At 74.2% G+C, this 24,956-nt stretch carries 24 protein-coding genes; 13 read left to right on the forward strand and 11 right to left on the reverse strand.

Annotated features, from left to right (window positions below):
- Positions 1 to 123: 123 nt before the first annotated feature.
- The 3 genes from MUK52_RS07595 to MUK52_RS07605 form a co-directional block, all read right to left on the reverse strand.
- Positions 124 to 870 carry an NUDIX hydrolase gene (locus tag MUK52_RS07595; protein WP_114054547.1) on the reverse strand — a complete coding sequence of 249 codons (747 nt, stop codon included), beginning with the start codon at positions 868 to 870 and terminating at the stop codon, positions 124 to 126.
- Between the two features lie 87 nt (positions 871 to 957).
- Positions 958 to 2,925 carry a glycogen debranching N-terminal domain-containing protein gene (locus tag MUK52_RS07600; RefSeq protein ID WP_114054546.1) on the reverse strand — a complete coding sequence of 656 codons (1,968 nt, stop codon included), beginning with the start codon at positions 2,923 to 2,925 and terminating at the stop codon, positions 958 to 960.
- Positions 2,926 to 3,203: 278 nt separating this feature from the next.
- A complete protein-coding gene (locus MUK52_RS07605) occupies positions 3,204 to 4,454 on the reverse strand; it encodes a DUF4192 domain-containing protein (protein WP_174250357.1) in 1,251 nt (416 codons plus the stop codon).
- A 258-nt stretch (positions 4,455 to 4,712) separates the two neighbouring features.
- Between MUK52_RS07605 and MUK52_RS07610 the strand changes: the two genes are divergently transcribed.
- The 3 genes from MUK52_RS07610 to MUK52_RS07620 all read left to right on the forward strand — a co-directional run bounded on the left by MUK52_RS07610 (position 4,713) and on the right by MUK52_RS07620 (position 8,036).
- Positions 4,713 to 5,870, forward strand: coding sequence for an acyl-CoA dehydrogenase family protein (locus MUK52_RS07610; RefSeq protein ID WP_284575257.1), 1,158 nt, complete (start codon positions 4,713 to 4,715; stop codon positions 5,868 to 5,870).
- A gap of 136 nt (positions 5,871 to 6,006) precedes the next feature.
- On the forward strand, positions 6,007 to 6,993 hold the full coding sequence (locus MUK52_RS07615) for an aldo/keto reductase (protein WP_114054544.1): 987 nt from the start codon (positions 6,007 to 6,009) through the stop codon (positions 6,991 to 6,993).
- Positions 6,994 to 7,229: 236 nt separating this feature from the next.
- Positions 7,230 to 8,036: an AfsR/SARP family transcriptional regulator gene (locus MUK52_RS07620; protein ID WP_114054543.1), complete on the forward strand. Its 807-nt coding sequence runs from the start codon at positions 7,230 to 7,232 to the stop codon at positions 8,034 to 8,036.
- A 139-nt stretch (positions 8,037 to 8,175) separates the two neighbouring features.
- Here the strand turns inward: MUK52_RS07620 and MUK52_RS07625 are convergent, their stop codons facing one another.
- The 4 genes from MUK52_RS07625 to MUK52_RS07640 form a co-directional block, all read right to left on the reverse strand.
- A complete protein-coding gene (locus tag MUK52_RS07625) occupies positions 8,176 to 8,601 on the reverse strand; it encodes a nuclear transport factor 2 family protein (protein WP_114054542.1) in 426 nt (141 codons plus the stop codon).
- Positions 8,602 to 8,739: 138 nt separating this feature from the next.
- Positions 8,740 to 9,243, reverse strand: a complete 504-nt coding sequence (locus MUK52_RS07630; RefSeq protein WP_114054541.1) for a flavin reductase family protein — start codon at positions 9,241 to 9,243, stop codon at positions 8,740 to 8,742.
- 114 nt (positions 9,244 to 9,357) lie between these two features.
- Positions 9,358 to 10,002 (reverse strand): NADH oxidase, encoded by a 645-nt coding sequence (locus tag MUK52_RS07635; RefSeq protein WP_284575260.1) that lies wholly within the window; start codon positions 10,000 to 10,002, stop codon positions 9,358 to 9,360.
- Positions 10,003 to 10,274: 272 nt separating this feature from the next.
- On the reverse strand, positions 10,275 to 11,573 hold the full coding sequence (locus MUK52_RS07640; protein WP_114054539.1) for an MFS transporter: 1,299 nt from the start codon (positions 11,571 to 11,573) through the stop codon (positions 10,275 to 10,277).
- Positions 11,574 to 12,103: 530 nt separating this feature from the next.
- Here MUK52_RS07640 and MUK52_RS07645 point away from each other — a divergent pair.
- Positions 12,104 to 13,351: an acyltransferase family protein gene (locus MUK52_RS07645; protein ID WP_246042370.1), complete on the forward strand. Its 1,248-nt coding sequence runs from the start codon at positions 12,104 to 12,106 to the stop codon at positions 13,349 to 13,351.
- A gap of 116 nt (positions 13,352 to 13,467) precedes the next feature.
- On the opposite strand, the gene MUK52_RS07650 is transcribed toward MUK52_RS07645, so the two are convergent.
- The 4 genes from MUK52_RS07650 to MUK52_RS07665 form a co-directional block, all read right to left on the reverse strand.
- Positions 13,468 to 14,130, reverse strand: a complete 663-nt coding sequence (locus MUK52_RS07650) for an NADPH-dependent F420 reductase (RefSeq protein WP_114054538.1) — start codon at positions 14,128 to 14,130, stop codon at positions 13,468 to 13,470.
- A 136-nt stretch (positions 14,131 to 14,266) separates the two neighbouring features.
- Positions 14,267 to 15,301, reverse strand: coding sequence for a beta-ketoacyl-ACP synthase III (locus MUK52_RS07655; protein ID WP_284575264.1), 1,035 nt, complete (start codon positions 15,299 to 15,301; stop codon positions 14,267 to 14,269).
- A gap of 381 nt (positions 15,302 to 15,682) precedes the next feature.
- Positions 15,683 to 16,510, reverse strand: a complete 828-nt coding sequence (locus MUK52_RS07660; protein ID WP_114054536.1) for a helix-turn-helix transcriptional regulator — start codon at positions 16,508 to 16,510, stop codon at positions 15,683 to 15,685.
- 143 nt (positions 16,511 to 16,653) lie between these two features.
- Complete coding sequence (locus tag MUK52_RS07665) at positions 16,654 to 17,448, reverse strand: thioesterase II family protein (RefSeq protein ID WP_114054535.1); 795 nt, start codon at positions 17,446 to 17,448, stop codon at positions 16,654 to 16,656.
- A gap of 178 nt (positions 17,449 to 17,626) precedes the next feature.
- Between MUK52_RS07665 and MUK52_RS07670 the strand changes: the two genes are divergently transcribed.
- The 9 genes from MUK52_RS07670 to MUK52_RS07710 all read left to right on the forward strand — a co-directional run bounded on the left by MUK52_RS07670 (position 17,627) and on the right by MUK52_RS07710 (position 24,935).
- Entirely contained in the window at positions 17,627 to 18,487 is an 861-nt protein-coding gene (locus MUK52_RS07670; protein WP_114054534.1) for a helix-turn-helix transcriptional regulator, read from the forward strand.
- Between the two features lie 235 nt (positions 18,488 to 18,722).
- A complete protein-coding gene (locus MUK52_RS07675; protein WP_114054533.1) occupies positions 18,723 to 18,965 on the forward strand; it encodes a phosphopantetheine-binding protein in 243 nt (80 codons plus the stop codon).
- Between the two features lie 197 nt (positions 18,966 to 19,162).
- The gene (locus tag MUK52_RS07680; protein ID WP_284575272.1) at positions 19,163 to 19,783 is read left to right on the forward strand and encodes a hypothetical protein; all 621 of its coding nucleotides are present in this window, start codon (positions 19,163 to 19,165) and stop codon (positions 19,781 to 19,783) included.
- Complete coding sequence (locus MUK52_RS07685; protein WP_114054531.1) at positions 19,776 to 20,678, forward strand: hypothetical protein; 903 nt, start codon at positions 19,776 to 19,778, stop codon at positions 20,676 to 20,678. The genes MUK52_RS07680 and MUK52_RS07685 overlap by 8 nt, the downstream gene beginning before the upstream one ends.
- A 48-nt stretch (positions 20,679 to 20,726) precedes the next feature.
- The gene (locus MUK52_RS07690) at positions 20,727 to 20,945 is read left to right on the forward strand and encodes a tautomerase family protein (protein WP_114054530.1); all 219 of its coding nucleotides are present in this window, start codon (positions 20,727 to 20,729) and stop codon (positions 20,943 to 20,945) included.
- 89 nt (positions 20,946 to 21,034) lie between these two features.
- Positions 21,035 to 21,868 (forward strand): AfsA-related hotdog domain-containing protein, encoded by an 834-nt coding sequence (locus MUK52_RS07695; RefSeq protein WP_114054529.1) that lies wholly within the window; start codon positions 21,035 to 21,037, stop codon positions 21,866 to 21,868.
- A 78-nt stretch (positions 21,869 to 21,946) separates the two neighbouring features.
- Positions 21,947 to 22,630, forward strand: a complete 684-nt coding sequence (locus MUK52_RS07700) for an HAD family hydrolase (protein WP_284575276.1) — start codon at positions 21,947 to 21,949, stop codon at positions 22,628 to 22,630.
- On the forward strand, positions 22,627 to 23,256 hold the full coding sequence (locus MUK52_RS07705) for a hypothetical protein (RefSeq protein ID WP_114054527.1): 630 nt from the start codon (positions 22,627 to 22,629) through the stop codon (positions 23,254 to 23,256). The genes MUK52_RS07700 and MUK52_RS07705 overlap by 4 nt, the downstream gene beginning before the upstream one ends.
- On the forward strand, positions 23,253 to 24,935 hold the full coding sequence (locus tag MUK52_RS07710) for a GH3 family acyl-acid amido synthetase (RefSeq protein ID WP_284575279.1): 1,683 nt from the start codon (positions 23,253 to 23,255) through the stop codon (positions 24,933 to 24,935). Before MUK52_RS07705 ends, MUK52_RS07710 begins: the two co-directional genes overlap by 4 nt.
- The last annotated feature ends 21 nt before the right edge of the window (positions 24,936 to 24,956 follow it).

Below are 24,956 nucleotides of genomic sequence, written 5' to 3' on the forward strand. Positions count from 1 at the left end.
TCGCGGGGGGTGTGACCGCTCTGCGGCAGGGTGGGTACCCCGGCAAAGTAACGCGATATGTCCGATTTGCCCCGCAATGGACACCCGATGCGGCTCCGTGTCGGCGGCGCCGCCGACGGGGCGTCAGGCCTCCGGGCGGAGCATCGGCGGGTTGAGCAGGGTGGCGCCGCCGGCTCGGAACAGCTGTGCCGGCCGACCGCCCTGACGGGTCGTCGTCCCCCCGGCGGGCACCAGGAAGCCCGGGGTCCCGGTGACCTTGCGGTGGAAGTTGCGGGGGTCGAGGGCCACGCCCCACACCGCCTCGTAGACCCGGCGCAGCTCGCCCACGGTGAACTCGGGCGGGCAGAACGCGGTGGCCAGCGAGGAGTACTCGATCTTCGAGCGGGCGCGTTCGACCCCGTCCGCGAGAATGGTGGCGTGGTCGAAGGCGAGCCCGGCTCCCGGCTCGCCCTCGGCGGCGAGCAGCTCGTCGACGGGGGCCCAGCGCGCGCTGTTGGCGTCGCCTCCGGCGCGGGGCGCGGGCAGGTCGGGGGCGAGGACGAGGTGGGCCACGCTGACCACGCGCATCCGCGGATCCCGCTTCGGGTCCCCGTACGTGGCCAGCTGCTCCAGGTGCGCACCGTTGCCGGCGCCGGGCTCCGCGGGATCGTGCGCGCACAGGCCGGTTTCCTCGGCGAGTTCGCGGGCGGCCGCGGCACCCAGGTCCTCGTCTCCGCGCACGAAGCCGCCGGGCAGGGCCCAGCGCCCCTGGAACGGCTGCTCGCCGCGCCGGACGACCAGCGCGCAGAGGGCGTGGCGTCGCACGGTGAGGACGACCAGGTCGACAGTGACGGCGAACGGCGGATAGGCCGACGGGTCGTAGGGAGGCATGCCGCGATCATAGTCGTCTTCCTGACGATAAACAGCGCTTTGAAGATCCGGAGGGCAAAGACCCGCAACGCGGTGGCGGCCGTCGGCCTATCCGCCGAGTTGGAGTGCATCCGCCGCCTCCTCCACCATGCCGAGGCCGAGGCGGCTGACGCGGAGGGCGAAGGGTTCGCCCGCGACCCGCAGGCCGGACAGGCGCAGCGCGCCGAGCGGCGCGCCGGGCAGGGGGGAGACGGCGACGGTGCCGGCCGGGGCGTCCGGGCGGATCCCGGCGGCTGCCGCAAGGGCGTGGATGCCGGCGGCCGCGGCCACCGCGGCGGGGCGGCAGGCCGCGGGGTGCGGGAGGGGAGCGCTGCCCGCCGTGCGCTGCTCGGCGGCGTACATCTCGGGCAGCCGGTAGCCGAAGCCCTCCGCCGCGTCGAGCAGGCCCCTCAGGAGGGCGGCGGCCTCCTTCTCGAAGCCGGACTGGGCAAGCCCGGCGACGGCCACGGCGCTCTCGTGGGGGCGTACCGCGCCGGAGCGGTGGCCGAACGGGTTGTGCCCGGGCTCCCGTACGGCCATGCTCCGCAGCCCCCACCCGCAGTCCATGGCGGGGGCGCCGAGCAGCCGGGCGAGCTGCTCGGCGCGGACCGGGTCGAGCAGGCCGGGGGCGAGCCGGCCCCCGCCGAGCAGGCCGGCGTCCAGGAGGTGGGCGGCGGCGCCGGTCAGCCGGGGCAGCGGCCTGCCGTCCGGGTGGAGGGCCGCGGCCGGCCGGCCGCCGTCCGGGCCGTCGATCCAGAACCGCTGCCGGAAGCGCGCCCGCAGGGCGGCCGCCCACTCCCGCCACTCCGGTCCGCCGGGCCGGCCGTACGCGTCGAGCAGGTCGGCCCCCAGCAGGGCGGCCCGGTGGGCATGGGCCTGGGTCTCGCAGCGGCGCGGCCCGGGGTCCGGGTCGGCGAGGAAGCCGTCGCCGCCGAGGGCCGAGCGCAGCCAGTCCAGGCACCGCTCGGCCGCGGGGAGCAGCGGTTCGGCCTCCGGTTCGGGCAGTCCCCAGCGCCGGGCCTCGGCGAGGACGGCGGGGAAGGCGAGGGTGGCCTCGGTGCCGGTGCAGCCGGGCGGCAGCTGCGGTCCTGCGCCCCGCAGCGGTCCGGGGATCTTCCCCGCGTCCGGCCCGCGGCCGCCGGTCTGGGTGCGGGCGAGGGTGCGCAGGGTGGCCGCGGCCAGCCCGGTGCCGAGGGGCAGCGCCATCCTCGCCGCCCAGAGGGCTTCCGCGGGGGCGAGGCCGATCCGCCAGGGCGCACCGGCGGCCGCGAAGGCGTCGGCCGGCTCCTCCCGGTCCCGCAGGAGGAGGGCGCCGAGGTCGGCGACGCTGGTCCGGAACCAGGCCTCGGCGCGCGGGTCGTCGCACTCGGCCCTGGCGTCGGCCAGGGGGTTGGCGACCTGCCCGGCGGGGGCCCGGGACGTGCGGGACCGGGTGGTGCGCAGTTCGATGGTGCGGGATTCCCCCGGCTGCAGTTCGAGCTGCCAGCGCAGCAGCCCTGCGCTGGCGAGCGCGTCGTCGGGGGCGGGGTCGGCGGTGGTGACGGCCTGGGCGTCGCCCGTGCTCCAGCGCAGGCCGGCGGCATGCACCCCGGCAGGCAGTTCGGGCCCGGCCCGGCCGGCTGCGACGGCGGCGAGGTCGGCGAGGTCGGTGCCGAGGAGCACCTCGACGGGCAGGCGCAGGGGCCGGGCGTTGAAGCTGCGCAGGACGATCCGCTCCGTGCCGTCGGCGTGCCGCACCCGCTCGACGCCGATGTCCGGGTCGGGGCCGGCCTCGGCCCCGGTGCGGACGGTCGCGGTGAACGCGGCCCGGTCCGCTCCGGTGCTGCGGCCCTGGACGGCAACCGGGTCGCGGCCTGCGACCCGCAGCACGCAGCGGGAGAGCAGCCGCCGCCCCGAGTGGTAGATCCCGTCCATGCCGTGCCCGGTCAGCTGGCCGTGTTCGGGCGAGATCACCAGGCAGGGCGCCGAGACGCAGATGACGGCGCCGTGCACGGGCGGCAGTTCGGGCCGGGGGGCGGGCGGTGCGGGGTGGGCCATGGGTCGCCTCGTGTGGACTGTCTGCGCTCCGGTCGGTTCTCGGCGGCGGCGCGGCCGGGCCCCCGCCACCCTCCTGGGGAACGCCCCCGCCCCCACCCGGGTCACGCCCCGGCCCACCCCGCACCGCGCCGGGCCGGAACCCAGGCACGGACGAGCCGCCCGCCCGGCGCCCCGGGACGGCGCCCCGCTGCCTGGCTTCCGGCAGCGCGCCTCGGGGTCGGGGCGGGCTGGGGCGGGGTGCGCGGGGCGGCGGTGGGGAGCGGGGGTGGGGCGGGAGGTCATCGGTCTGTTCCCTTCCGGCGGCGGTGGGTGTGGGTGCGGCGGCCGGGCGGGCGGGTGGTGTCGGCCGCCGCGGTGCGGCGGGGGTTCCTGCGCCTGCGTTCGGCGCGCAGGCAGGCCCGCAGGCCCTCCGGGTCGATGCCCTCGTTGCAGGCGTGGTGGAGGAGTTGGGCGAAGCGGTAGTCGGCGTCGGCGCGGAGGGCGAGGCCGAGGGCGATCCGGGCCGTCGGCTCGTCGCCGGCGGACCAGGAGAGCCAGCCCGCGAGGGTGAGCGGGGCCGCCGCGTGCTCGCCGTAGGCGCCGACGCAGCGCCTGGCGAGGGCACGCCACAGGCGCAGGGCGGCCGCCGATTCGTCGTCCTCCATCCACTCGGCCGCGATGTCCCTGGTCTCCCGGTCCTGGAGGCCGAGGATGACGGAGGCGGCCTCGTCGTGGCCGAGGAGGGCGTCGTCCCAGTCGTCCGCGCAGGGGCCTCCCTCGGCCGGCGGGGCCAGGGAGAGGCGCCGCAGGAGGGTGCGGGCCAGGGTGACGGTCTCGGCGCCGACCTGCTCGCGGGTGGCCCCGTCCAGGATCTTCGGCACGAGGGCGGCTGCGGCCCGGTCGAGGGCCTGTTCCATCTCCAGGGCCAGGGGGCCGCGAAGCGGGGACAGCCCGGCCTCCAACTCGCGCAGGGAGCCGCGGATCCGCAGTCCGGCGAAAGTGGCGGCCGCCGCTGCCACGGAGGTGCCCGGGGCGGCGAGGGGCAGGCCCTCGGCCGGGCAGCAGCGCTCGTCGGGGCAGCAGTAGGACCAGTACCGGCCGCCCGAGATGCACACCGCTTCGAGGACGGGCACCTCAAGTGCCCCGCAGGCCAGCCGGATCCGCTGGGCCAGGGGCCGCAGCCGGTCCACGACCCGCCGGCCGCTGTCTCCGGGCTCCGGGTCCTGGCAGAGGAACAGGATGATGCCGTCGGGCCGGCCGGCGCGCCGCTCGCTGCCGTGGACCAGGCATTCGGCGACCTGCCGAGCCGTGTCCTCCCACTCGGCCGGCACCGGGGGGATGCCGAGCCGGAGCCGGCCGCCGAAGCGGCCGCCCTCGCCGTGCACGGCGACCATCACCAGGGAGTCGGTGGGGTGGAAGCCCAGCATGTACGGCAGGGCGTCGGCGAGTTCGCCCGGGCTGCGCAGGGTGACCCGCGGCGGGGCCGGGTCTCCCGGCGGGCGGGAGGGCGGCTCGTGGGACGGGGTGCGGGATGCGTGGTCGTTCGTCATGCCCCGAAGGTCCCGCGCCCGGTGCCACCCCCGAAAGCCCTGTGGATAACTTCCCTTGTTCGACGAGACTTTGATCCTTCAATTTCCACAGGGGTGGCGCGCCCGGGCCCTGCCCCGGTCCCATGGGAGGGGACACGGCCGCGGCCATGCCTTTCGGGGCGGTGGAGCGGTCATGGACGGCTCGAGGACGATCCGAGTGGTGGTCCACCGGGCTGTGCCATGGTCCGCTCCGATCATCGGCGCCGACAAGGAGGCAGGATGCACACTCAGACTGGCCGGGGGACCGGACTGGTGGCCCGTTCGGCAGGACTGGCCGCCCTGGCCCGCCGCCACGCCCCCGACGCCGAGGAGCAGCGCCGCCTGGCGCCCGACGTCGTGGAGGGCATGCTGCGGACGGGATTCGCCCGGCACTTCGTCCCCGCCGCGTTCGGCGGGACGGAGGGGACCTTCGAGGAGTTCAACGCCGCCGTGGCCACCGTCGCCGAAGGCTGTGCGGCCACCGCATGGTGCGCGTCGGTCGCGTCGAGCCTGGCGCGGATGGCTGCCTGCCTGCCGCGGGAGGCGCACGCCGAGATATGGGGCGAGGGGCCCGACGCGTTCGTGGTCGGCTCGCTCTCCCCCGCCGGCAAGGCCGTTCCGGTACCGGGCGGCTGGAGCGTGTCCGGCTCCTGGGCGTACATCAGCGGCGTCGACCACTCCGACTGGGCCGTGCTCTGCGCCGTCGTACCGGGCGGCGGAAGCACCCCGCCGGGGCCGCCGCCGGCGCGGCTGTTCGCCCTGCCCCGTACCGACTACACGGTCAAGGACACCTGGACCGGCTCCGGCATGCGCGGCACGGGCAGCAACACCCTGATCGCAGAGGAGGTGTTCGTACCCGAGTCGCGGAGCGCCGAGCGGCAGCGCCTCTTCGACGGACTGCCCCTCGCCTCGGACGCGGACTGCCACACCGTCCCCGTCCAGGCCGTCAACGGGCTCTCCTGCGCGCCGATCGCCCTCGGCGCCGCGCGCGAGGCGCTGCGGCTGTGGACCGGCGACACGGTGCAGCGGCTGGAGCGCGGCGCCGGCCGGCCGGGCGTGCCGGGGCCCTCCAGGAACACGTACGAATCGGTCCTGACCCGCAGCGCCGGCGAGATCGACGCTGCCGCGCTGCTGCTGGAGCGGGCCGCGCGCCTCGCCGACGGCGGCGCGCGCATCACGGCCGAGGAGACCTCCCGCAACGTCCGCGACTACGCCATGGCCACCGAGCTGCTGGTGAACGCGGTGAACCGGATGTTCGCCACCGCCGGCACCTCCGGCCAGACCTCCGACAGCCCGCTCCAGCGGATCTGGCGCGACGTCAACTCGATCGCCACGCACATAGCCCTGGCCTTCGACCCTGCCGCGGCACAGTACGCGTCCCACGCGTTCCCCCGCTGAGGCGGGACCGCTCCGCCGGCCGGTGCCGCGGGCGCCGGGCGCCCGGCTCCGGCCGGCGGAAACACCCCGTTTGACATGGAGCGCGCTCCAACAACCAGCATGACGGGCAGGCATCGACCCGCCCAGGAGGCACAGCATGACCGACATCCCCACCCGGCACTTGGGCGCACTGGCGGTTTCCGCCCAGGGCCTCGGCTGCATGGGCATGAGCCACGGCTACGGCGCCACGGACGACACGCAGTCGATCGCGACGCTGCGGCACGCCCTCGACCTCGGAGTGACCCTCCTGGACACGGCCGACTTCTACGGCTCGGGTCACAACGAGGAGTTGATCGGCAAGGCCGTCGCCGGCCGCCGCGACGAGGTCGTCCTGGCGACGAAGTTCGGCTTCGCCAACCGCCTCGGCGAGCCCACCAGAGTCCGCGGCGACGCCGCCTACGTACGGCAGGCGTGCGAGGCGTCGCTGCGCCGGCTCGGGGTCGACCACATCGACCTGTACTACCAGCACCGCGTCGACCCGCAGGTGCCCATCGAGGAGACCGTCGGCGCGATGGCCGAGCTGGTGCAGGCGGGCAAGGTCCGCCACCTCGGGCTGTCCGAGGCCGGCGCCGGGACCATCCGGCGGGCGCACGCCGTGCACCCGATCGCCGCGCTGCAGAGCGAGTGGTCGCTGTGGTCGCGGGACCTGGAGGCGGAGACCGCCCCGGTCTGCCGCGAGCTGGGCGTCGGCTTCGTCCCGTACGCGCCGCTCGGGCGCGGCTTCCTCACCGGCAACTACGCCTCCGTGGACGGGCTGGCCGACAACGACGTCCGGCGCGGCCACCCCCGCTTCGCCGACGGCAACAGGCAGCGCAACCTCGCGATCGTGGCACGGCTGGAGGAACTGGCCGCGGCGAAGGGCGTGACCGCCGGCCAGCTGGCCCTGGCCTGGCTCCAGCACCGCGGCGAGGACGTCGTGCCCATTCCGGGCACGCGGCGGGTGCGCTACCTGGAGGAGAACCTGGCGGCCCTGGCCGTGGAGCTGTCCCCCGAGGACCTCGCCGCGATCGAAGCCGTCGCCCCGCCCGGGCGGTTCTCGGGGACGCGCTACGACGCGACCGGCCTCGGCTTCGTCAACGGCTGAGGCCCGCGAGCGGCCGGAGCAGCCACCAGCATCCGGGCGGTGCCTCTGCCGGCTGCGGAGTGCCGCCCGCGGGCCGTGCACGGCCCGCCTTCCAGGGCCGGCTCCTGGCCGTTCCCGGGCTCCGGCGCGGCCGTCCGGCGGGCGGTTCGGAACCGCCCGGCGGCATGTGAGATCTTCACGTCCACCCGTGTTCGCGTCACTGGTTCGCCGCTCGACCGGACTGCGATGCTGGCTCCATGGAATTCGGAGTTCTCGGACCGCTCGAAGCCCGTATGCACGACGTCTCCGTGGTGCCCACCGCTGGAAAACCCCGACAGATCCTCGCGCTCCTCGCGATCCGCGCCGGCCGCGTCGTCCAGGTGGAGACGCTGATGGCCGAGTTGTGGGGCAACGCCATCCCGCGGAGCGCCGCCACCACGCTCCAGACCTACATCCTCCAACTGCGCCGCAAGCTCACGGAAGCCGGCGTGGAGCGGACCGGCCGCACCGCCAAGGACGTCCTGGCGACCTGCTACGGCGGGTACCGGCTCGCCCCGGAGGACTTCACCCTCGACCTGCTGGAGTTCCAGCAGCTGGTCCGCCAGGGCGACCGCGCCCTGGCCGACAGCGACCCCGGCTCGGCTTCCGCGCACCTCAGCCGCGCCCTGCAGTTGTGGCGCGGGCCGGCCCTCACCGACGTACCCGTCGGGGAGATCCTCGGCACGGAGGTCATCGGCATGCAGGAGGAGCGCGCCTGGGCGCTGGAGATGCGCCTCGACGCCGACCTCAGCCTGGGCCGGCACGCGGAGATCATCGGCGAGCTGCGGATGCTGGTGAGCCAGCAGCCCATCCACGAGACCTTCTCCGCCCAGCTGATGACCGCGCTGTACCGCGCAGGACACCCCTGGCGTGCGCTCGACGCCTTCCAGGCGCTGCGCCACGCACTGATCAAGGAGCTGGGGGTGGAACCGTCGCCGCGGCTCCAGCGGCTTCACCAGTCCATCCTGGCCAACGACACCGACCTGCACCTGTCCGCCCCGGTCCCCCATGCGCTGCCGGCCTAGCGGAGGCACGGGGGAACGTACGCAACGACGAAGCTCCTGGTGCACGGGTCCCGATCCCACGGGCCCGTGTCCGCCAGGAGCTTCGTGCGTTCCGCCCGCAGGCGGCCGCCGGCGCCGCCCACCGCCGGCCGCCGGCGGGTCAGGCCGCCTGGTCGTAGGCGACGGCGCGGGAGCGCAGCCGGAAGCGGTCGCCCGCGGTGTCGATGACGTCGTGGAGGACGATGCTCACGCCGATCTCCGGCTGCTCCCGCGGGCGGGTCTGCACGATCAGGGCGTAGACCGTCGAGACGAGGCTGCCGTCCTCCTGCGGGTCCAGGACGATCTGGTTGAAGTAGTGGCGCAGTTGCGTCGGGTTGCCCTCGAACTGCTTCATGAAGGCGCGCAGCTCCTCCAGGATGGCCGCGGGGCCGACGGCGGGCTCGGTGCCCGGGGTGAGGGCGAAGCTGCCGTCCTCGGTGAACGTCCCGGCGTGCTCCTCCAGCCGGCCGTTGTCGAGCGCCTGCATCTGGCGGGCGTAGAAGTGCTGTACCTGGGCGTAGAGTTCGCTGCTCACCGCGGCGCTCATGGCCGACCTCCGTGTCGGGGCGGAAAATGACGTGGGCAAGATGCACCAGGCCGCTCGAGATCCTCTTGAGACCCGGTGGTGCGGCCCGGCGCGCGGGCCGCCGCACCCGCGGTCTGCGCATGCGGCGGCCCCCTGCTCTCAGAGGGTCTGGAGGGCCAGGCGGCTCTCCGGTTCCCAGGTGCCGAACTCCCCCCGCTGGTAGAGGGCGGCGGTGCCGGGATAGGTCTCGCTCTCCTCGATCCGCCCTATCAGCAGCAGGTGGTCTCCCGCCTCGACGGTCTGGACGAGCCGGCAGCCCGCGTACGCGACGGCCGCCTCGGTGAGCACGGGCACCCCCGCGAGCCCGGCGCGCCAGGCGACGCCCTCGAACTTGTCCTCCGACTTGCCCGCGAAGGTCCGCGCCGTCGCCTGCCCCTGCCGGGCGAGGAAGTTCAGCGCGAACACCCCCGAGGAGAGCATCGCGGGGAGGGTCCGGGACCCCTTGCCCACGCACACCAGGAGCAGGGGCGGGGCCGCGGAGACCGCGGAGAAGGCGTTGCAGGTGAATCCGCTCGGCTCGCCGTCTTCGCCGAGGGTGGTGACGATCGCCACCGGGGTTGGAAACGTACCGAATACCTGGCGGAATGCATCCGCGTTCAGCATGTCCACTCCGTCGACCAGTCGCGGGCCTCTCCCGCTGCTGGCGGCACTATTGAGGCAGTGGCCAGAAGGTGCCTGGAGGAACCCTCGAGGCCGGAGCGGGCCGCTCTGGAGCGTTCAAGCGGGACGCGGTGCGCCCCCGGTCATGCCGTGTTCGTCGACGAGGGTGGCCAGCCCGGCGCCGGCGAGGTAGCCGACGATGTCCTCGGTGACCTGCCGCGGCAGGGGGAGGGCTGCGGAGACCGCGGTGAGCGTGGTCGGCCAGGCCAGCGTCATCGCCACCCAGGCGGCCTCCTGGCGGTGCAGGACGACCCGGTGGGGGGAGTCGTCGGACTCGAGCACGCAGCCGGCGCCCGAGTCGGGCACGGTCAGCGCGACGTGCCGGGGCAGCCGTACGCGGCAGTCGCCGGTCGGGCGGATCCGCACGAACGGCGCCCCCGACGACAGCGGGAACACCGACAGCAGCGGCCCCTTCAGGTCGTCCACGCCGAGGGTGCGCACCACGAGGTGCGAGAGCCTGTCGAGGGTCGGGAGGGCGGTGCGGCACTGGTCCTCGGGGCTGCTCAGGGCGTTGGCCAGCAGCACCGGCCCGAGCTCCATCCTCCGCAGCACCTCCCGTACGGCGGGGCTGGGCCGGTCGAGCCGGTCCTGCCCCCAGCGGCTCGTGAGCAGCAGCGCGCCGCCGGCCCCCTGGTCGATGATCACGTCTTCGGAGAGCGACCAGAGATGGAAGGTCCGGGGCCCTCCGGTCGTACGCCGCATATCGCACCTCTCTTGCCTGGCGGAGGGATTCGTCGAGTATGGAGCCGGCCCCCGGCCCACGACAGCCTCTGCGCCGAACAGCCACCACGCATCCTCGTCCAGTCCGGGCCGCCTGCCGGGCGGCGGGCGGGGCGAGTTGACGGAGTCCGGGCAAGTCCGTCCGCCGAGTCGGGGCGGGGCGGCCGGGATGCGCGGCGGGCCGCGGCGCCGCTGCGGGGCCGGCGCCCGTGCGCACGGCCTGCTGCGGCGCCGCGGCCCGCGGCACGCCGGGGTCAGGAGCGGGCGGAGGCTGCGCCGCTCCTCCGGCCGAAGAAGAAGGTCACGAGCATCGCGGCGAGCGCGAAGGCACCGGCGGCGAGCATCGCCGGCCGCGGGCCCGAGGCGTCGATGACCAGGCCGCCGATGAAGGAGCCGATGCCGATGGCCCCGTTGAACGCGGCGACGTACAGGGAGGAGGCGGCCTCGCTCTCCTCGGGGACCAGGCGCATCACCCAGGTCTGCAGCGCCACCGGCAGCGCCGCGTAGACGATGCCCCAGCAGACGAGCATCGCGATGACCAGCGGACCGCTGGCGCCGCCCGCGTACATGACCGCCATGATGAGCGCCATCAGGCCGGTGCTGGCGATCAGGCTGGTGCGCAGGGCCCGGCCGACGACCGCGCCGGCGGCGAAGTTGCCGACGAGGCCGGCCGCGCCGAAGACGAGCAGCAGCGCGCCGACGAGCGACGGGCGGATGCCGGTGACCTCCTCCAGGTACGGGGCGACGTACGTGAAGGCGAGGAAGTGGCCGCTCATGATGAGCGCGGTGACACCGACGGCGACGCGCAGCGCCCGGTGCCGCAGCACGTGGACGAGCGCCTTCAGGTCGCCGCGGCCCTTGGCCGGGAGGGCCGGCATGAAGAGCAGGCTCGCGGCGAGCACGAGGAAGCCGAGGAGGCCGACGCAGACGAAGGCGGTGTGCCAGCCGGCGGACTGCCCGACGGCGGTCCCGAGCGGGGTGCCGGCGACGGAGGCGAGGGAGATCCCGCCGAGGACGACCGACGTGGCCTTCACCGCGTGCCGTTCGGGGACGAGCCGGACGGCGACGGCGATCGCGATGGACCAGAACACGCCGTGCGCGAGGGCGACGATGATGCGCGCGGTCAGGAGCAGGGCGTAGCTGGAGACGACGGCGGCCATGAGGTTGCCGGCGATGTAGAAGGCCATGAGGGTGACGAGCAGCCACTTGCGGTCCATGCGCCCGGTCAGCGCCGTCAGGGGCGCTGCGGTCACGGCGGCGATGGCGGCGAAGCCGGTCACCAGGAAGCCCGCGGAGCCGAGGGAGACGGAAGTGCCCTCGGCGATGGACGGGAGCAGGCCGATGGGCAGGGTCTCGGTGGTGACGAACGAGAACACGCCGAGGGCCAGTCCGATCACGGCCAGCCAGCCGCGCCATGCGGAGCCCGGTGGGGCCTCCGCGGACGGGGTGGCCGCGTCGGACGGGCCGGGCGGCGGCGCGGTGGCGAGGGCCCCAGCGGCGGGGGCCCCGGCTCCGGGGTGGTCGGTGCGCTGGCTGGTGGCACTGTGGGACATGGTGGCTCCCGGGTCGGTGGTCCGGCGGTGGGGGTCTCGGGGGGGCGTCGTGTGCGAGGGCGGCCCGGAGCGCGGAGTGGTGCGCCAATGCCGGTGCCCGTTCAGCTCGCGCCGATGGGGTTCGCTGACGCATTGTGCGGCGCCCGCGGCGAGCGGATGAAGTGCTTCCTGATCGTGGTGGTGGGAGCACCAGCCGGTGGCCGGTTCGCTGTGCCCCCCGGCCGGAAACCCGTCCTGTCGCAGCCCTGTTGGCGCCCCGCGGTGGTGGTGGCACCACCCGGATGAACCGACCCCGGCACGGTGGCGGTGGTTCCGGTAGCTTTCCAGGCATCCGATGCCTGCCGGGTCGCCACCCGTGGTGCGCAGCCGTGGAGCGATCCCCCGGCCCCGTCCCCCGGCGTCCCACCCGGCCCCTTCCCCCCTCGGACCAGGGCATCGGCGTATCCGGTGCCGCCGCCGGAAGCCCGCCGCCGCCGCACTCGCGGCACCACTCAGTTCGCGGATCCCCCCTCTTCCGAAGGAGCAGAAACGTGTCGACGGACAGCATGCGTGTGACGGAGGTCGAGGCGGCGGGCAGCACGTCCCCGCCAGCCGCCCCGGCGGCGCCTGGACGTGCCCGGGTGACCCGCCTCGACACACTGACCGGCCTTCGCTTCCCCGCGGCCTTCGTGGTGTTCCTCTACCACGCGGCGCTCCTGGCCTTCCTCGGCGTGCCCTGGCTCAGCAGCAGCTCGGCCGCGGTCGCCTACTACGACGCGGTGGCCCACGCCGGAGCGCTCGGCGTCACGTTCTTCTTCGTGCTGAGCGGCTTCGTCCTGACCTGGTCCGCACGGGAGACGGACACCGCGCCGCGCTTCTGGCGCCGCCGGTTCCTCAAGATCGTCCCGAACTACGTGCTCGTCTGGGCACTCGCCATGCTGGTGTTCGCCGCGCCGATCACGGACACGACGACCGGGCTGCTCAACTTCTTCATGGTCCAGGTCTGGTATCCGGACTTCGCGATCAACTTCGGCGTGAACCCGGCCGGCTGGTCGCTGGGCGTGGAGGCAGTCTTCTACCTCCTCTTCCCCGTCCTGATCCACTGGATCCGGAAGATCCCGGCGCACCGGCTGAACCTGTGGGCCGCCGCGGTGGCCGCAGGGATCATCGCGACGCCGTTCCTGTCGGAGCTGCTGGTCCCGGCCGGCACGGCGATGATGGACACCGAGCCCGGCACCTCGGTGAACCAGTACTTCGTCTCCTACATCCTGCCGCTCCCCCGCGTGCTGGACTTCGCCCTCGGCATCCTCGTCGCCCGCTCCGTGATGGCAGGGCGCTGGCGCAACATCGGCATGGTGTGGTCCGGCGTCCTGCTGGCCGTGAGCTACGCCGTCGGCTACTTCACCCCGCCGATCTACTCGACGCGCGCCGTGTGCGTCATCCCGGCCGCCCTGCTGATCGCGGCCGGCGCCATCGCGGACGCCGAGGGCAGGTTCACGCTCTTCCGGAACCGCGTGATGGTCTGGCTCGGCGACATCTCCTTCGCCTTCTACCTGGTCCACTACACGGTGATGGTCGCGCTGTGGAAGCTGCTCGGCAGCAAGGCGTACTCGGTCCCCGAGGCCGTCGCGCTCGCCGTGCTGTTCATCGCCGCGGGAATCCTGGCCTCCTGGGCGCTGTACGCCCTGGTGGAGCGGCCGATCACCCGCCGCTGGTCGAGCCCGCGCAAGAAGCCGGCGGTCGTGCGCCCCACCCCCGAGCCCCTCTCCCTCGCCACGCAGGGCGCGGGCGAGAGGTAGGCGCCGCCGCCGAGCGTACGGCCCGTCCCCGGAGGGGGCGGGCCGTACGCCGTGTCCTGGCGCGGGTGCGCACGTGCACGGCACGTACACCGCACGCGCCCGTACGGGCCCCGCGGTCAGCCGGCGAGGCCGGCCGCCGCGCGCAGGCCCGCGGCCGTGGAGACGTACCCGAAGAGCCGGCCGCCGGGGTCCACGGCGGCGGACTCCTCCAGCCCGCCGAGGTGGACGGGGACGAAGCCGGCGTCGTGCACCAAGGCCTCCGCCACCCGGCGGGCCCGCGGGTCGCCGGAGGCGATGCCCATGCCCCAGAAGTGCCGCTGCTGGGTTCCGCGCGACCACAGCAGTTCGTCGGGGAAGTGGGTGAACGCGCGGGCGACCGAGCTGTGCGGCAGCCGCTCGGCGGTCCAGCTGCCCTGGGTGGTGCCCGGGCCGAGCTGCGAGACGAAGAGCCCGTCTTCGGAGACGCCGATCGGGCTGGTCGCGTCGATCACCGTCTTCCCGGCGAGCCGGTCGGCCAGCTGCTCCAGCAGTCCGCCGAGCACCGGGTTCGGGACGGCCAGCAGGACGACGTCACCGGCCTCGACGGCCCCCGCGTACGTCGCCGCGCGCGCCCGGTCGCCGAGCAGTTCGACGAACGGGCCGAGCCTGCCCGGGTCGCGGGAGCCGAAGGTCACCGTGTGCCCGGCGGCGAGCCAGTGCCGGCCGAGCGGGCGGCCTATGTTGCCCGCGCCCAGGATGCCGATGGTCATGGGGCGGGTCGAACCGGTGGTGGGGGCCATGCTTCCAACTCCTGTTTCTCATGCGGCCGGTAGGGCCTTGGGTGTGCGGTGGCGCTGTGCCTGGAGGCCGCCGGTCCGTGCAGACGGCCGTCGGCCGCCGGTCGTGTGTGACCGGCGGCCGACTCGGGGGCTGTCCTCAGTGGGGGCTGATGTCCGGCCAGACCAGGGCGGTCGAGCCCCACGTCACGCCGCCGCCGAAGGCGCTCATCAGCACCCGGTCGCCCGGACCGACCTGCCCGGCGGCGATCGCGTCGGCCAGGGCGAGGGGGATGGAGGCGGCGGAGGTGTTGCCGACACGGTCGAGGTTGACCACGGTGCGCCCGCGGTCCATCCCGAGCTGGTCGGCCACGGCATGCAGGATGCGGACGTTGGCCTGGTGGCCGACGAACCAGTCCACCGACTCCGGCTCCCATCCCGCGCGCCGGAGCATCGCCTTGGACGAGGCCGCCATGCGGGTGACCGCATGCCGGAAGACCTGCTTGCCCTGCATCGTGAAGTAGCTGTCGGCAGGGCGCCCGCCGACGGAGGAGCCCGCGCTGTCGGCGGCCTCGCCGGCCGCCTCGGAGCGCTGCCGGGAGCCGCCGCCGGGGACCGTGATGAGGTCCTTCAGCGAGCCGTCGCTGCCGAGGTCGTATCCCAGCAGCGCCCCCGGCTCGTCCGGTTCGCCGGCCCGCAGCACCACGGCCCCGGCGCCGTCGCCGAAGATGACCGAGGTGGTGCGGTCGGCCGGGTCGAGGATGGTGGAGTACGTCTCCGCGCCGATGACGAGGACGCGTTCGGCGGTGCCGGAGGCGATGGCGCCGGCCGCGGCCGCGAGGGCGTAGACGAACCCGCTGCACACGGCGGCGATGTCGTAGGCGGCCGCGTTCCCCAGTCCCAGCCGGGCGGCGACGTCGGGGGCGGTCGCCGGGCACGGGTGGTCGGGCGTGGTCGTCGCCAGGACCACCAGGTCGACGTCGGCGGATCCGGCCGACTTGAGCGCCCGCGCGCCCGCCTCGACCGCGAGGTCGCCGGTGGCGGTGCCGGGGTCGGCCCAGTGGCGCCGGGTGATGCCCGTACGGGTGCGGATCCACTCGTCGGTGGTGTCCATGGTGCGGGAGAGGTCGTCGTTGGTCACCACGCGGGGCGGGACGTACGTCCCGAGGCCGGTGAGGACGGCTGCCCGGGTCATGCCGCCACCTCCTGGGCTGCGGACGGGTGCGCGTGGGGCAACACGTGGGTCAAGGTGGCCTCCCTGGTCGCCGGTGCGGGACGCCGCTACCGGGCACGGTGGAAAGGGGCCGCGCTCCGCTCGGGCAAGAGGGGCGGACGCGAGACGGCGTCGCCGGCGGGCCGTGGTGCACGGCCGGCGGGCGCGACCCGGCACGGACGGCGCGTACGGCGCGCCGTCCCGGATGCGTACGTCGATTCTCCGCCGCCGGCCGGGCCCGTTCCAGACCGTACGGGCACTGTGGGTACGGGCGGTGGTGGCGGGAGCACCACCCTCCCGGCGGCGCGCACGCGGAAGCCCCCGGCCGCGGGCCGGGGGCTTCGGAGGGGACGGGACGGGGCGCTACGGCCAGACCGGTGCGGGGCCGGCGATGCCGGGCGGCAGGTACACGAGGAGGCGGTGGCTGGCGGCGTCGTCCAGGTCCATGGTGAACAGCACGAAGGAGAGGTGTCCGGCCTGCGGGTCGTCGACTTCGACGGTGGCCGGGCCGAACGCCTCGACCTCGTGGCGGTCCCACAGGTCGGCGAAGAAGGGGTCGGCGGCGGCCAGGGCGTCGGCGATCTGCTCGTAGCGCGGGTCGTCGGGCCCGTACGAGGCCTGGAGGCGGAACCGGGCGGCCATCTGCCGGGCCAGTTCCGGCCGGTTCAGGTAGCGGGCGCCGTGGGTGCCGGTGAACAGGCTGGTGAGGAAGTTGCCGTTGCCGTCACGGGTCAGGCGCAGCAGGTCGGCGGCCTGGCGGTTGGCGGCGACGACGTCCCAGTAGCGGTCGATGACACAGGAGGGCCCCGACAGCTGGGTGTCGACCATCCGCTGGAAGACCTCCGGGTCGGCGGTGCCGAGGGGCCGCAGGGGGACGGGCGGGTTGGCGTCCGCGAGGCGGTACAGGTGGACCCGTTCGAGCTCGTCGAGCCGCAGGGCGGAGCTGATCGCGTCCAGGATGCCGTCCGACACCTTGATGGGGCGGCCCTGCTCCAGCCAGGCGTACCAGGACGCGCTGACTCCGGCCAGGACCGCGACCTCCTCGCGGCGCAGGCCGACCCTGGCGCGCCTGCCGGCGGTCGCCAGGCCCACGTCCTCGGGGGAGAGCGCGGCTCGGCGGGTGCGCAGGAAGTGCGCCAGCTGGGTGCGCCGCTTCTTCTTCGTCTCGGCCCCGGGGGGCGTGGCGTCCATACCGACCGAAGGTAGGTCACACCGACACGCACTGTCAGCGGCGAGAATCACACTGCGCACGGTTCGGGCCACACAGGCGCAGGCACCGCCGGGCCCACCGGACACCGGGAACTCGGCCACGACACCGCAGCCGTGAATGAGCGTCAGCGTACGCCGTCCCACAGGACGTCCTCCAACTCGGCGAAGAAGCGGTCCTTGTCCTCGCGGTGGAAGAAGTGCCCGCCGGGCAGCAAGCGGAACGAGAACGGCCCGCTCGCATGGAGTCGCCACGCCTCCGCGTCCGCGGCCGGGACCAGCGGGTCCCGGTCACCGAGCATGGCGTGCACCGGGCACGGCAGCGGCCGGTGGCCGGCAACCGGATTCCGGTGGGTGGCGGCGACGCGGAGGTCCTCGCGCAGCCGGTGCACCACGGACCTCATGCGCGCGGGGCTCTCCCGGAGCAGCCGACCGGCTCCACCGAGACCCAACAACAGCTCGAGGGACGCACTATCGGACAGTCCTACGGTTGGGCCGGGCGCAGCCTGAAGGTGCGGCGCGCGGTGGGCACCGGCCACGAAAGACGCAGGTGGGCGCCGCCCCGCGGCGACGATCCGCTGCGCCGCACCGTGGGCGACCAGCGATCCCATGCTGTGCCCGTAGAAGGCGTAGGGCCCGTCGAGGAAGGGAGTCAGCTGACGTGTCACCTCGCGTACGAGGGCGTCCATCGTGCTGACGGCGCCGGGGACGCCTCCCGGGGCCGACGACCTCGGGGGCATGGACACCGGGACCACCTCGACGCCTCGGCCGAGGTGCTGCCCCCAGCCCGCGAACGACCAGGGGCTGCCGCCCGCGTGGTGGAAGCAGAACAGGCGGAGCCGAGCGGTCCTGCTCCTCCTCGGAACCCGCTCCGCCGTACCCGCCGCCGTGGCTGCCGGGATGTTCTCCGCTGTGTGGAACATGCCGCCAGTGTGATGCCGGGTGCCGACGGGAGGGAGTGTCTGTCGAACCGGTTGGCGCCACCACCAGCGGTGGGACCGACAGCCGGAGCCGCACGCCCCGCTCCCTCCCCCCGGCACCCGCCGTCCGCCCACCGCCATCCGTCACCGAAGTCCTGTGTAGAAGGAAAGAAGTCGAGACATGCAGACAGCTGCATCCGCACCGGCATCCGGACTGCTGCGGCGAGCGAGGCTGCGGCACTTCCTGCGGGCCCGCCGGGAGCAGATCACGCCGGAAGAGGTCGGGCTGGTGAACTTCGACCGCCGGCGGACCCCCGGCCTGCGGCGCGAGGAGGTGGCTGCCCTCGCCGGCGTCGGGGTGTCCTGGTACACCTGGCTCGAACAGGGCCGGGACATCAACGTCTCCGAAGGCATCGTGAACGCGGTCAGCAACGCCCTGCGGCTGGAGGACTGCGAGCGCGACTACTTCCACCGGCTGGCCGGCCACAACCCGCCGCCGCGCACACCCGACCGCGGCCAGGAGGGCGGGCACGCGCGGATGCGGGCGCTCGTCGAGGGCTGGTCGCCGAATCCGGCGTACATCACCGACCGGTACGGGCGCGTCGAACTCGCCAGCCGCTCGGCGCGCTCCCTTTTCCACATCGGCACGCGCGGGCACAACTGCGTCGTGAAGTTCTTCACCGAGTCGGCGACCCGTGAGAAATACCCGGACACGGAGGAGGTGGGGCGCGGTCTCGTCGCGCAGTTCCGGGCGCAGTCGGCCCGCTTCCCACAGGACCCGGAATTCGGCCGAATTGCGGGCCGGCTCAGCGAGATGAGCCCGCATTTCGCGGAACTGTGGGACTGTCACGAGGTGGTCGGACCCAATCAGGGGCTGCGCAGGATCGCGTTGCCGCAGGCCGGGGTGACGGTCTTCGACCGGGTGGTGATGCGGGTGCCAGAGAGCCCGGAATCCCTCCTGACCTTGTACATCGCCCAGTCCGGGGCGGAGCGGGCCGGCCGCCGGGACGAGCCGGCCGGGTTCGGGGCCGAGGCGGCCTGAGCCGTACGGGGCGCCGGCGCAACCGGTTTTCCCACAGGTGGTGTTCGCACCACCATGATCGGGAGACACTTCCTTCGCCCGTTCGCGGATCCCATGATGAATGCGTTGGGACGCGGAGGATTCGATCCCCTGAATTCACCGGTTCCATTCTTTCTCGCGGCGGCGGTATGCCGTGTCCAACGGGCGCACAGGCCTTCGGATTTCGGCGTTCCCCCTTGATTCACGGAGGAATGTAATGGAGAATTCGATCGTCAGCCGGGTCGTCACCGTCCTCGGTGAGCTGGAGGTCTCGACGGCGGGCGTCACGCCCGACACCACGTTCGAGGCCATGGAGATCGACTCGCTGCTGCTGGAGGAGCTGGCGCTGCGCCTGCAGCTGTCCTTCGGCGTGGAGATCGAGATGGGCGAGCTCGTCCCGGAGCAGACCGTCGCGGAAGCCGCCGCGGTGATCGCCTCCAAGGGCGTCCCCGTCGCCTGACGCCCGCCCCTCGAACACCTCGCACCCCCCACGCGGCGGGCCCGACGGGCCCGCGTCCACGGGGCCTTCCCGATCCCCGGCCCCCTCTCATCCCCCACACCGGTTCGGCACGGATCCCCCGGAGCGGGCCCCCACCCCGCGCCGTCCCCCGCCGCACCACCCACCGCCCTTCCCGTACCGTCCGAAAGGAACACCCCATGTCCTCCACCCTCCTCGTCCTGAACGAAGTCGCCGCGGCCCCCGGCAAGGCGGACCACGTCCTGGAGCAGTGGCAGCAGTTCAACCGGAAGGAGCCGATCGCCGGCCGCGCCCTCTACCGCAGCCTGGACGACGACAACCTCCTGGAGATCACCCCCGTCGCGGAGGTGTCCGAGGTCGCCGCCCTCAACGCCCGCTGGCACGAGCTGTGGGACCTCGTCTCCGAGGACCTGGCCACCGACTTCCGCCGTCAGCTCCTCGACTTCGTCGAGGCCCCCAAGGACGTCGCCGAGCCCGTCCCGGCGACCCCGTACGTCCAGCTGCGCCACATCGAGGTCAAGCCCCGCGAGTACGCGGCGTACCGCGAGTGGCGCGAGAACACGATCTTCAACGTCGTCCGGCGGGCCGACGAGGTGAAGGCGTTCCTCGCGTACCACTCCCTCCTCAGCACCGAGCCCGGCGTGATGTTCGTGTCCGGCTTCGAGTGCGCGCCCGAGCAGTACCAGGCGGTCTTCACCTCGCCCGAGTACCAGGAGATCGTCCAGCAGGCCGGCGACCGCTACATCGTCGGCGGCGAGAGCGGCCTCTACACCCGCGTCTACCAGCGCGCCGATGTCTGAGACCGCGACGGCGGCCGCCCCGGCCGGGGCCGCCACCCCGCACCGCAGGGAGGTCCATGAGCTCTCCCCGACCACGCAGGGCCCGCTGTACCCGCCGAGCGAGGTCATGGACGGCGACGGCAACTTCCTGGTGGTGGGCATGGTCAACCGGCCCGCCCCGGGCGGCGGGACCGCACCCGGGTGGGGCGCGGCGGTCGTCTCGCCCGCCAGCCCCGTCCCGGAGTTCGGCCGGCTCGCCCCGTACACGGTCGTACGGGAGCTGGACACCGACCCGGACGGCGCGGACCGGGACGTCGTCCTGCACACGCTGCCGCTGCCCCTGCCGTGCAACAACTACCCGATGGTGTTCGCGCCCGAGCAACTGCCCGACGCCGACCGGGTCGTACGCCCCAGCCACGCCTTCCACGAGGTGCCCATCCCCGACCTGCGGGCCGAGGACGGCCCCAAGGTCACCGAGCCGGTGACGTTCGGGGAGTGGATGCGGGCGAGCGGCACGCTGGAGGTCGCCGTCACCCCCGACGGCCACGCGGGGACCTTCGACTTCCGGTTCTCCCGGCTCGTACCGAACAGCGTCTACACGGTGATGTCGCTGCGGGCCCGCGACCTCGACCCCGCGGGCCCCACCCGCCCGGGCCCGCTCGGCGTGCCCAACGTGTTCACCACCGACGCCGAGGGCTCCGGCAGCTACCACGCCACCCTGCCGAACCCGTTCCCCGACCCGGACCTCCCGGGCGCCAACCGGATCATCAACGTGGTCGTGCTGTGGATGAGCTACCAGCGCAGCTACGGCGGCGCCATCGGCGAGTTCGGCCTCGGCGGGGACATCCACGCCCACCTGAAGCTGCGCGGCCCGTCCTTCCCGGACCTGCGGACCACCGCCGCTCCGCAGACCTGACCGGCCCGACGCGGCAGAGCAGAACCACCAGAACCCGGAAGGGGTCCCATGCCCATCATCTCCGTCACCACCTGGGACGGCCAGGACGACGCCCAGTCCCGGGAGCTCCTGGAGGAGCTCACCCGGACCGTCCGGCGCGTCACGGGAGCACCGCTGGACAAGATCACCGTCTACATCCAGGAGGTGCCGCGCAACCGCTGGGCGGAGGGCGGCGCCCTGGGCAGCGACCCGAAGTTCCCCGAACTGAGCCGGCGCACCGCCGAATGACGCGATGAGCCCCCGGCGGACCGGGCGACGACCGCCGGGGGGCCGCGCGCCACGACATCCACCCAGGACAACGGGAAAGGTCACCAGCCATGACCCAGGAAACATCCCAGGCCGGCGAGGCCAGGACGGGCGCGCTCTTCCTCGTGGGCGACGTGTTCGCCGAGTTCGCCCACCACGAAGGCGTGTTCACGGTCTCCCAGCTCGCCAAGCGCATCAGGAGCGGGGCGTTCCCGGACGACGCCGGCAGCGGCCCCGTCCGCATCGCCCTCGGGCAGGGCGTCTCCCTGTTCGACGTGGCGTTCATCCGCGACACCCTGGACCGCCGCGGGCTCGGGGACCGGGTCGCCATCGACGACCAGGCCCTGCACACCCGCGCCGGACGGGAGATCGCACACAAGCACCGCCCGGAGAACGTGCTGATCTCCGACCCGCGCCCGGCCGGCACCGACTGGTACGAAGCCGACCTGCTCGTGGACGCCGGCAACGAGGTCATGTCCGACCACGTCACCGGCCAGCACATGCAGGGGATGCTCGCCACGGAGGCCGCGCGGCAGATGTTCATCGCGGTGGCCGAGCAGTTCTACCTGCCGACGGAGGCCGTCGGCAGCAGGTACTTCGTGATCGACTCCTTCTCCACCCGGTACCGCAACTTCCTCTTCCCGCTGCCCGCGGTGGTGCGGTGCCACGTCCTGTCCCACCGCTCGCCGCACCACACGCGGACCGCGTTCCACTGCGCACTGTCCGTGACCCAGGGCGGGTCGGAGACCGCGGGCATGGACGTCCGGTTCACCGCCTTCGACACGCAGGTCTCCCACGCCAAGGAGACACGGGCGGCGCAGCGCTCCCTCCAGGACGGCGTGGCCCTGGCGACGGCCGAGGCGGCGGCCACCGCCCCGGCGCGGTCCGAGGTGGGCGCGTCGTGACCACGGCGGACAGCTGCACCTGAAGTGGCGGCCCGTACGGACAGCGGGCCGCCGACCGCCCCCGCAAGGAGCCAACCCATGTCAGACACCACCCGGCCCCACACCGTCTTCAGCGACGTCGACGAGACGCTGATCACCGTCAAGAGCATGTTCGACTTCCTCCACTACCGGCTGGTGCGCCTGCACGGCGCTGCCGGCGAGGAGGAGTACGAGCGGATCATGGCCGTGCTCCGGCGGCGCGCCGCCGACGGCGCGCCCCGCGAGGAGATCAACCGCGCCTACTACCGGCACTACGCCGGCGAGGACGTCGCGGCGGTCACCGCGCTGGCGGACGACTGGTACACCGAACGCGCCGCCTCCACCCGCGGGTTCTGGATCGACTCCACGCGCGAGGCCCTGCACCGCCACCGCGCGGCCGGCGCGTCCGTCGTCCTGGTCTCCGGCTCCTTCCCGCCCCTCCTGGAGCCGCTCGCCCGCGAGATCGGCGCCGACGCGATCCTGTGCACGCGCCCGCTGGCCGACGGCGGGACGTACACCGGCGAGGTCGCCGTGCCCGTCATCGGCGAGGGCAAGCGCGAGGCCGTACTGGCCCACCTGGCCTCCCGCCCCGACACCGACCCCGGGGACTGCTGGGCGTACGGGGACCACGTCTCCGACCTGCCCATGCTGGAGCTCGTCGGACACCCCGTCGCCGTCGGCGACGACCCGGAGCTGCGCGAACGCCTCGCCCTGCGCGCCGAGACGACAGCCGCCGCCCGATGAGCGGACCGCGCTTCCACGTGCTGCTGGGGCCCGACGGGGCCGGCAAGTCGTCGGTCATGCGGCGCCTCGCGGCGCAGCTGCCGGAGTGGCGGCTGGTGTCGGCGGACAGGGCGTTCGTCGCCCCCGAGCACGACCTGGTCAACAGGCTGCGGCAGGACGTGCACGAGCACCTCCTGCCGGGCCTGGGCACCGCGTACTCCGCCGACTTCATGGCGAGCGTGCTGCAGACGGCCGTGGTCCACCTCAGGGACCAGCTGGACGGCCCCGACCCGCGCGTCCCCGTGCTCGTGGACTCGTACTACTACAAGATCCTCGCGAAGTGCCGGATGGCGGGCGTCAGCGACAGCCGCCTGTACTCCTGGTGGCGCTCCTTCCCGCAGCCCGCGCGGGTGGTGTTCCTCGACGTGTCCCCCGAGACGGCCTGGCACCGCAGGGCGGACGGGGCCCGGCTCAACGCCCTGGAGTACGAGGGCCGGGACGGCCGCTGGGCGGACTTCGAGCGCTACCAGAAGAACCTGCGGAAGATCCTGCTGGAGGAGGTCCGCGACGTGCCGGTGACCGTGCTCGCCGAGCAGTCCGACCCCGACCGCGCGGCGAGGGCCGTGCTGGAGGTACTGGCCGCATGAACGTTTCCTCCGTCTGGCACGCGCCGGGCCACGCCGTCCGCTACCGCGAGCGCGTCTTCGCCGCCCGCACCCGGCTCACCCGGGACCACACCGACCTCCCCGAGGCGCAGCGGCGCGCCCTGACCGACCTCGTCGGCTTCAACGCCTCCACCGCGTTCGGCCGGGCCCACGGCCTGGGCCGCGTCCTGACGATGGAGGACTTCCGCTCCGCCGTCCCCGTCCGCGACTACGCCGACCACGCGCCGCTGATCGAGCGGACGGCCGCCGGCGAGCGGAACCTGCTGTCCGCCGACACCCCCGCCGTGTACTTCACCAGCAGCGGCAGCACCGGAGCGCACAAGAAGGTCCCCGTCACGCCCCGCTTCATGAAGACGACCTTCATGCCGTTCTACTACGCGGCCTGGGCCCCCCTCGTCGAGCACTTCCCCGAGGTGCTGGAGCGCCCCGACGCGGTCCTGAACCTCAAGCACGACCCGCTCACCGCCCCGCCCACCACCGCCGACGGCCGGCCACACGTCGGAGCCAGCCAGGTCGACTTCGGCGCCCGCTTCGGCGAACCCCTCTCCGCCGAACCCGGCACCGGCGCGCCCTGGGCGGCGCTGCCCGTCCCCACCGACCCCGCCGACCACCTGGAGCGGGCCTACCTGCGGCTCCGGCTCGCCGTCCAGGCCGACCTGCGCTGCATGATCGGCATCAACCCGGCGATGGTCGCCGCCGTCCCGTACCAGCTGAACCTGTGGTGGCCGCGCATCGTGAAGGAGGTCCGCGACGGCACCCTCGGCGGGCTGCCCCACGGCCGTCCCGACCCGGCGCGCGCCGCCGAACTGGAGCGGCTCGCCGATTCCTCGGGCAGGGTGCGCCCCGCGCAGGTGTGGCCCCGGATGCGGGCGCTGTTCTGCTGGACCACCGGAGTGGCCTCCCTCTACCTGCCGGCGCTGAGCGGGGAGTTCGGCGCGGACGTCGCCGTCCTGCCCGCGCCGGTCGCCGCCTCCGAGGGGCCGGTCGGCGTGGCGCTGGACCGGCACCCGTCGGCCGGCAGCCTCACCGCCTCCGCCTCGGTGTACGAGTTCGTGCCCGCGGAGGAGGACCTCCGCCCCGACAGCGACACCCTGCTGCCCGACGAGCTCGAAGCCGGCCGCGACTACCACGTGGTGTTCAGCCACGTCGGCGGCCTGTACCGGTACGCCGTCGGCGACGTGGTCCGCGTCGTGGACACCGCCGGAGGGGTCCCCCGCGTCGAGTACGCCGGCCGCGGCGGCCGCTCCGACGCCGCCGGCGAGCGCCTGCGCGACGCCGAGGCCGTCCGCGCCCTGCACACCGCCCTCCGCCCCGGCGGGCTCGCCCTGCGGAACGCCGCCTGCCGCGTCGAGCCGTCGCCCGGCGGCACCCCGCACTACGTCTTCGCCGTCTCCCCCCGCGGGCCCTGGCCGCCGGCCGGGGCCGCGCGCTTCACCGCCGCCCTGGACGGGGCGCTGTCCGCAGAGTCCGCCGGATACGCAGCCGCCCGCGCGGCCAGCCGCCTGGCCGCCCCGTCCCTGCGCCTCCTCGACGCCGAGGCCTTCGACCGCGACTGGCACGCGGCGGTCGCCTCCGGCATCCGCCCCACCCAGGTCAAGGACCGCCTCTTCCGGCAGGACGACGCGCTGTGGGGGCGTCTGACCGCCGCGCCGAACGGCTGACCGCGCCGCCCGGCCCGCCGG

Source organism: Streptomyces sp. 2P-4, from assembly GCF_030167965.1.
Classification (GTDB): Bacteria; Actinomycetota; Actinomycetes; order Streptomycetales; family Streptomycetaceae; genus Streptomyces; species Streptomyces globosus_A.

Bases quoted from the DNA above. Each gene is read 5' to 3' on its own strand.
- MUK52_RS07615 (WP_114054544.1), top strand. From the start codon at position 6,007: ATGACCGACATCCCCACCCGGCACTTGGGCGCACTGGCGGTTTCCGCC.
- MUK52_RS07620 (WP_114054543.1), top strand. From the start codon at position 7,230: ATGGAATTCGGAGTTCTCGGACCGCTCGAAGCCCGTATGCACGACGTC.
- MUK52_RS07640 (WP_114054539.1), bottom strand. From the start codon at position 11,573: ATGTCCCACAGTGCCACCAGCCAGCGCACCGACCACCCCGGAGCCGGG.
- MUK52_RS07685 (WP_114054531.1), top strand. From the start codon at position 19,776: ATGTCTGAGACCGCGACGGCGGCCGCCCCGGCCGGGGCCGCCACCCCG.
- MUK52_RS07665 (WP_114054535.1), bottom strand. From the start codon at position 17,448: ATGTTCCACACAGCGGAGAACATCCCGGCAGCCACGGCGGCGGGTACG.
- MUK52_RS07670 (WP_114054534.1), top strand. From the start codon at position 17,627: ATGCAGACAGCTGCATCCGCACCGGCATCCGGACTGCTGCGGCGAGCG.
- MUK52_RS07690 (WP_114054530.1), top strand. From the start codon at position 20,727: ATGCCCATCATCTCCGTCACCACCTGGGACGGCCAGGACGACGCCCAG.
- MUK52_RS07710 (WP_284575279.1), top strand. From the start codon at position 23,253: ATGAACGTTTCCTCCGTCTGGCACGCGCCGGGCCACGCCGTCCGCTAC.
- MUK52_RS07695 (WP_114054529.1), top strand. From the start codon at position 21,035: ATGACCCAGGAAACATCCCAGGCCGGCGAGGCCAGGACGGGCGCGCTC.
- MUK52_RS07680 (WP_284575272.1), top strand. From the start codon at position 19,163: ATGTCCTCCACCCTCCTCGTCCTGAACGAAGTCGCCGCGGCCCCCGGC.
- MUK52_RS07625 (WP_114054542.1), bottom strand. From the start codon at position 8,601: ATGAGCGCCGCGGTGAGCAGCGAACTCTACGCCCAGGTACAGCACTTC.
- MUK52_RS07635 (WP_284575260.1), bottom strand. From the start codon at position 10,002: ATGCGGCGTACGACCGGAGGGCCCCGGACCTTCCATCTCTGGTCGCTC.
- MUK52_RS07595 (WP_114054547.1), bottom strand. From the start codon at position 870: ATGCCTCCCTACGACCCGTCGGCCTATCCGCCGTTCGCCGTCACTGTC.
- MUK52_RS07660 (WP_114054536.1), bottom strand. From the start codon at position 16,510: ATGGACGCCACGCCCCCCGGGGCCGAGACGAAGAAGAAGCGGCGCACC.
- MUK52_RS07600 (WP_114054546.1), bottom strand. From the start codon at position 2,925: ATGGCCCACCCCGCACCGCCCGCCCCCCGGCCCGAACTGCCGCCCGTG.
- MUK52_RS07700 (WP_284575276.1), top strand. From the start codon at position 21,947: ATGTCAGACACCACCCGGCCCCACACCGTCTTCAGCGACGTCGACGAG.
- MUK52_RS07655 (WP_284575264.1), bottom strand. From the start codon at position 15,301: ATGACCCGGGCAGCCGTCCTCACCGGCCTCGGGACGTACGTCCCGCCC.
- MUK52_RS07650 (WP_114054538.1), bottom strand. From the start codon at position 14,130: ATGGCCCCCACCACCGGTTCGACCCGCCCCATGACCATCGGCATCCTG.
- MUK52_RS07630 (WP_114054541.1), bottom strand. From the start codon at position 9,243: ATGCTGAACGCGGATGCATTCCGCCAGGTATTCGGTACGTTTCCAACC.
- MUK52_RS07605 (WP_174250357.1), bottom strand. From the start codon at position 4,454: ATGACGAACGACCACGCATCCCGCACCCCGTCCCACGAGCCGCCCTCC.
- MUK52_RS07610 (WP_284575257.1), top strand. From the start codon at position 4,713: ATGCACACTCAGACTGGCCGGGGGACCGGACTGGTGGCCCGTTCGGCA.
- MUK52_RS07675 (WP_114054533.1), top strand. From the start codon at position 18,723: ATGGAGAATTCGATCGTCAGCCGGGTCGTCACCGTCCTCGGTGAGCTG.
- MUK52_RS07705 (WP_114054527.1), top strand. From the start codon at position 22,627: ATGAGCGGACCGCGCTTCCACGTGCTGCTGGGGCCCGACGGGGCCGGC.